Origin of the sequence: Pseudomonas sp. yb_9 (assembly GCF_043103635.1) — a bacterium.
GTDB lineage: Bacteria > Pseudomonadota > Gammaproteobacteria > Pseudomonadales > Pseudomonadaceae > Aquipseudomonas > Aquipseudomonas monteilii.
Genome location: NZ_JBICKA010000068.1, coordinates 1 through 5,268 on the forward strand (window position 1 = coordinate 1; position 5,268 = coordinate 5,268).

Below are 5,268 nucleotides of genomic sequence, written 5' to 3' on the forward strand. Positions count from 1 at the left end.
GAAGAAATCCTTGGGATTGGCACAGCAGGTGAGAAGCTGACTGCAGCGCAAAACATCAGCCCAGAAGGTGCAAGACATGGACTCGATTGAACTACTCGTTTACGCGGTCATTGGCGTGGTCGGCACATTGGGAGTGGTGGCGGTGATTGGCTACAAAGTCGCAGATCATCTCGACAAGAAAAATCACACCGAGTGATTTTGCAACACACCGGCAGACCCGCATGACGGTCGCTTGGGATTCGCCAGGGCTTGGGTAGGGTTCTGGCATGTGCCAAGTACAGCAGGTTCACGTCATGAGCAAAGTTGAATGCCAGTGCTGCAAGAAGATGATGGTTCCGAAGGTGATCACCAGCGCGCCGTTCTACATCAGCGGAATCCCAGTAGGCGGCCGTGATCCCGAGTCGTCCGTATGTCCCTTCTGCCTGTCGCCGAACTGGATGCTCACCGAGCGTCAGGCCCTGGCTGCCAGCAAGGCCAATGCTGAGTTCTACGGCATCATGGTTCTCGTCCTGGTGAACATCGTTGCATTCGTCCGCTTCGGGGAACTGGCGGGCGGTATAGCCCTTGCGGTGTCAGTCACAGCCGTTGTCATGCGCGCCAGTATGATACGAGCGCTGCGCTGTCGCCTGGGCCGTAAGACGGACTAGTCTATTCCAGGCGAGCGGAATGCTACCCAGGCTGCGGATGCGGCCTGCTATCTGGGTAAAATTCATGCGAATCTCACTGCTGCTCGAACACCACGTCAAGTCGCGTCGTCACTCGGTCATTTGATTGCGGATTTTAAGCACTGTGGTGGTACTGCACCCTGCATGGCGAGCGGTCGCCCGAATCCCCAGGCCAGCGCCGAGCAGCTCACCAACGCGCTGATGCAGCCCCTTGTCAGCAGGCCGACCTTTGTAAGCGCCGGAAGCCTTTGCCCTCTGGATACCCTGCGCCTGGCGCTCCCGACGCTGCTCGTAGTCCTTGCGCGCAATAGCCGCCATCATCTCGATCATCATGCCGTTGATAGCTGCCAGCATTCGGTCAGTGAACTCATCACCTACCATTTCTCTCATGCCTTGGTGGCTGGTCGGCAAATCCAGGGCGACGATGCGCAGTCCCTTGGAGTCAATCGCAGCCTTAAGCGCCTGCCAATCAGCCACCGGCAGCCGTGAGAGCCGGTCAATACTCTCAAGCAGTAACACGTCACCTCTATGGGCATCACCTAGCAGCCTCAACAGCTCCGGCCGGTCGGCCCTGGCCCCGCTGGCGTTCTCGATATACTGCGCGGCAATGGCCTTGCCATGGTCAGCAGCGAAGAGCTGAAGAGCGTTACGGGCACGACTGGCGTCTTGCTCCGCAGTGGATGCACGAAGGTAGGCGCGAACGAACATGGAAATTCCTTTGATGTATCAGATTGGGTGTTTTTCTTCTGGCGTATCACTTAGACCGTTACTTATAAAATCAAATACCAGGAAAAGCATTGCTCCTGAACGTATCAGCTCAGGCATACCCAAAAAAATCGTCGCAGACTTGCGAAAGCCAGCGACGAAAGACCAGCAGGATTATTTTCCTACAAAGTAGAGTGCTCGGCCTTGGTTGAAGATGGCCGCCGGGATCGAATCCTTCCTCAGTCGCTGACCAGGATGGTAGATGTAGATCCATTCGGGTAGGTACTTCGATGCCTGCAGCATGGCTTCCGAGGTCGTCATGTCGTTCTTGTAGGCATCAAGCGTGAACTGGTTGTGCCGGATAAATATCGGCCCGTAGCTGCGAGGCGACGCCAAGAAGCTTGGTGACGCAGCGGGTGTATCCGCGAATGGGATAGGACGTTCCGCAAAGATATCTGCTGGCGTTGCGTACGAGCGCGAATGACCATCAGGGTATCGGCCGGTCTGCATACCCAGCTTTGACAAACCACCTGAGAAACTCTTTCTGAGTGATCTGGCCTAATGATTTTGGACACCTTCTACGGGCGCTATGATGGCGCCCAATTGGAGGCAAAATCAGTGCGAAAGTCATACTCGAAAGAACAGAAAATCCGGGCTGCTGAGATGGTGCTCGACGGTGGTCAATCAGTCCCCGAAGTCTGTGAAATGCTTGAAATTGGGCCTACAGCCCTGCGTCGCTGGGTTGAGCAAGTGCGCAAGGAGCGAGAGGGCAAGGTACCGGCTGGAGCCAAGGCTATCACCCCGGATCAACAACGAATCCAAGAGTTGGAAGCGTTGGTTCGGCAGAAAGACCGAGATATCGAAATCCTAAAAAAGGCCAGTGCTCTCCTGCTTCGGGACTCCAAAGATCGTTTTCGCTGATCAACGGGCTGAGTGAGCAATACGGTATCGTCGAATGCTGTCGCGTGCTTGGGGTCAAGCGCAGCAGTTTCTATGCATGGCGCAAACGCCAAGCCCGGAAAAATCCAGAGCGGGATCAGTTACGCTCGGCTGTAGAGGGCCATTTCAAAGTCTCTCGAGGTTCGGCTGGATCGCGAACACTAACCGAGGAACTGCGGCGTGACGGCCATAAAGTCGGACGCTACAAAGTGCGTAGTCTGATGCGTGAAGCTGGCCTGAAATGCAGGCAGCGCCGGCCGCACCGGTACCGTTCTTCAGGCGCGGAAGCGCTGATTGCAGAAAATCAGTTGAAGCGGAATTTCAAAGTTTCGACGATCAACGAAGTGTGGTGTGGGGATGTGACCTATATCCAGGTTGGCAAGCGCTGGCTGTACTTGGCAGCTGTGCTCGACCTGTACGCACGACGGGTGGTGGGCTGGGCATTTTCAATGATTGCGGACGCCAGGCTGGCCTGCAACGCGCTACGCATGGCGGCCGAATCCCGCGGCAAGCCGAAGGATGTGATGTTTCATTCCGACCAGGGATGCCAGTACACCAGCCACAAGTTCAGGGCTGCACTTGAAGAGTACGACATGAATCAGAGCATGAGCCATCGAGGACAATGCTGGGATAACGCCGCCATGGAGCGCTTTTTTGGGGCCCTGAAGTCAGAGTGGATTCCCGCAGGGGGTTATGAAACCGAAGCACAGGCGCGGGCTGACGTTCAGGCTTATTTGGTCCGCTACAACCTGAAGCGCCTCCACAGCTACAACGGTTATCAAACCCCGGTAGCCATGGAGAAAAAGCTCAAGGATGCGGCATGAAACCTTAACTGGTGTCCAAAATAAGTTGACCAGTTCAGCGGGCCTCCTCCACCTTCTGCAGGGCCAGAGCCGATGCCTCCTCTGGTGAGCCGGCCTGATCGGAAGGCACCCAGGCAACAACCTGAGTTGCCCGAGCCGGATCACTTGATCCACCCAGTAGCATCAAACCCAAGCCAACACCTGCGGCTGCGCCACCGCTCATGCCTGAAGGTGGTGAGACATATCCAATTGCACTTAATCCAGCGTCCCCTAGCCCTGCCACTGAGCTTTTGGTGGGGCTCACTCTATCAACTCCCCCTACCATCTCGATTGGAACGTCACGCTGCCCGGAAACCCCCATAGCAGTCAGAACGTGCATCGCATCCGACCATTTTTCCTTCGGGACATCCTTTGGCTCAGGAAGCTGAACAGTCTTCGGCGACTGAGTGGAAGAGCACCCAACCAGAAAAGCTACTGCCGCAGCCAGCAAGCTGACTTGAATCACTGTCGATCTACTACCCATGGCGCAACTCCCTGTTGTGATCAACACAGCTTACGGCGGCTTGCAGAAAACCCAACGGCATACCCCTGCGACAGGACCGGCTTGGGATTTCCAAGACCTGGCATAGCGTGTCATGCAACGTCATGCAAACGGAGCACCACTATGGAATTTCGTGACCTTGGGTACGGGCGAACTTTCCCACCAGTAGCACCGAATGGGCGGATTTACGCCGTACCAGTCACCCAGGAAAACCAGGTAGAAATTTTCTGCCTAACACCTGAAGGAGTCATTGGAAGCGGAGTCAAGGCTAACTGGGCTGAGATCACAGGTTTCTACTACGACGATGAGTCCTGGGAAATCATCCTGCGCAACTACATCGGCAGGGGGATGCGTTTCCGCCGGGGTGTGCCCTGTGGAATCGTCGAAGACGGTTGCGAAACCTTCAAAACAAATATTCAAGGGTTCGCAATCCCAATCTGCGTAATGAACCGTATCGCTCTCGAGCAGAAAAAACTGCATCAGACGTGATGGCGGCTTTGGTCTTTCAGAGCAACCAGTAGCCTGACTACGTCGTGTGGCTTGCCCATACCCTGGTAGGGAATTTCTCAGAGATCTAATTTCCGTCGCTTTTGTTGCGTGAAAGCGAAACCCACGCCAGGAAACCGTCCGTAGGCTGTATCCGAGTAGTTAAAGGAAGTCGGATATGACCAACAGAACTGTTAGACGCTGCTCGCATGAGCAAGCCCTCTACGCCAAATCGATACGCGGCCTATGCGCAATCGTTACCCCTGAATAGCCAGGAATACCGACGCATGCGCTACGTAACCGTGAGGAAATTTGCCAGCGAGTCTGGTTACTCCGAAGACGCTATCCGCTCGAAGCTTCGCGACGGAATTTGGCGGCTCGGTGAAATATGGATCAAGGCGCCAGATGGCCGAGTACTAATTGATGTGGAAGGATATGAGTCGTGGGTAGAGATGGGCGGGGCGTTCGGGCAGTCTCCGAGTCGAGTATCGAAATTACGTTCATGTATCGCGGTGTCAGGTGCAGGGAGAGGATTGCACTCAAGCCCACCGCCACTAATCTGAAACGTGCCGAGCAGCACAAGGCGGCGGTCGAGCACGCGATCGCCAATGGCACGTTCGACTATGCCGTCACCTTCCCAGGCTCGCCGAGGGCGACGAAGTTCGCGCCAGAGGCCAGCCAGGAAACCGTCGCGGGCTTCCTGACCAAGTGGCTGGCCGGCAAGAAGCAGCACGTGTCGAGCAGTACATTCGAGGGGTACAGGAAGCTGGTCGAGCTGCGCCTGGTGCCGGCGCTCGGCCCTACCCTGTTGGTCGATCTGAAGCGAAAGACTGTGCGCGACTGGCTGAGCACGCTGGAGGTGTCCAACAAGACCCTGAGCAACATCCAGAGCTGCCTGCGCTCGGCACTGAACGACGCTGTGGACAATGACGAGCTGATCGATACCAACCCGCTAGCCGGCTGGACCTTCTCGCGCAAGGATCAGGTGAAGGAAGACGACGTCGACCCCTTCAGCCCAGAGGAACAACGCGCCATCCTGGCCCAGCTCGATGGCCAGGCGAAGAACCTAGTGCAATTCGCATTTTGGACAGATATGCGTACCAGCGAAATGGTCGGGTTGAACTGGGAG

At 56.0% G+C, this 5,268-nt stretch carries 6 protein-coding genes; 5 read left to right on the forward strand and 1 reads right to left on the reverse strand.

The genetic code is table 11. The features are described from left to right. Positions 1 to 293 precede the first annotated feature (293 nt). Positions 294 to 647, forward strand: coding sequence for a hypothetical protein (locus ACF8MI_RS19070; RefSeq protein WP_200929545.1), 354 nt, complete (start codon positions 294 to 296; stop codon positions 645 to 647). 108 nt (positions 648 to 755) lie between these two features. On the opposite strand, the gene ACF8MI_RS19075 is transcribed toward ACF8MI_RS19070, so the two are convergent. Beyond that, positions 756 to 1,373, reverse strand: a complete 618-nt coding sequence (locus tag ACF8MI_RS19075; protein WP_392517715.1) for a recombinase family protein — start codon at positions 1,371 to 1,373, stop codon at positions 756 to 758. A 558-nt stretch (positions 1,374 to 1,931) separates the two neighbouring features. Here ACF8MI_RS19075 and ACF8MI_RS19080 point away from each other — a divergent pair. The 4 genes from ACF8MI_RS19080 to ACF8MI_RS19095 all read left to right on the forward strand — a co-directional run. Beyond that, entirely contained in the window at positions 1,932 to 2,291 is a 360-nt protein-coding gene (locus ACF8MI_RS19080; protein WP_225915574.1) for a transposase, read from the forward strand. Positions 2,292 to 2,317: 26 nt separating this feature from the next. Then, positions 2,318 to 3,133 carry an IS3 family transposase gene (locus ACF8MI_RS19085; RefSeq protein WP_392517717.1) on the forward strand — a complete coding sequence of 272 codons (816 nt, stop codon included), beginning with the start codon at positions 2,318 to 2,320 and terminating at the stop codon, positions 3,131 to 3,133. A 643-nt stretch (positions 3,134 to 3,776) separates the two neighbouring features. Then, positions 3,777 to 4,142, forward strand: coding sequence for a hypothetical protein (locus tag ACF8MI_RS19090; protein WP_200929576.1), 366 nt, complete (start codon positions 3,777 to 3,779; stop codon positions 4,140 to 4,142). Between the two features lie 499 nt (positions 4,143 to 4,641). Then, on the forward strand, positions 4,642 to 5,268 hold a 627-nt coding region (locus tag ACF8MI_RS19095), incomplete at its 3' end, for an Arm DNA-binding domain-containing protein (protein WP_392517716.1).

Bases quoted from the DNA above. Each gene is read 5' to 3' on its own strand.
- ACF8MI_RS19070 (WP_200929545.1), top strand. From the start codon at position 294: ATGAGCAAAGTTGAATGCCAGTGCTGCAAGAAGATGATGGTTCCGAAG.
- ACF8MI_RS19075 (WP_392517715.1), bottom strand. From the start codon at position 1,373: ATGTTCGTTCGCGCCTACCTTCGTGCATCCACTGCGGAGCAAGACGCC.
- ACF8MI_RS19080 (WP_225915574.1), top strand. From the start codon at position 1,932: ATGATTTTGGACACCTTCTACGGGCGCTATGATGGCGCCCAATTGGAG.
- ACF8MI_RS19090 (WP_200929576.1), top strand. From the start codon at position 3,777: ATGGAATTTCGTGACCTTGGGTACGGGCGAACTTTCCCACCAGTAGCA.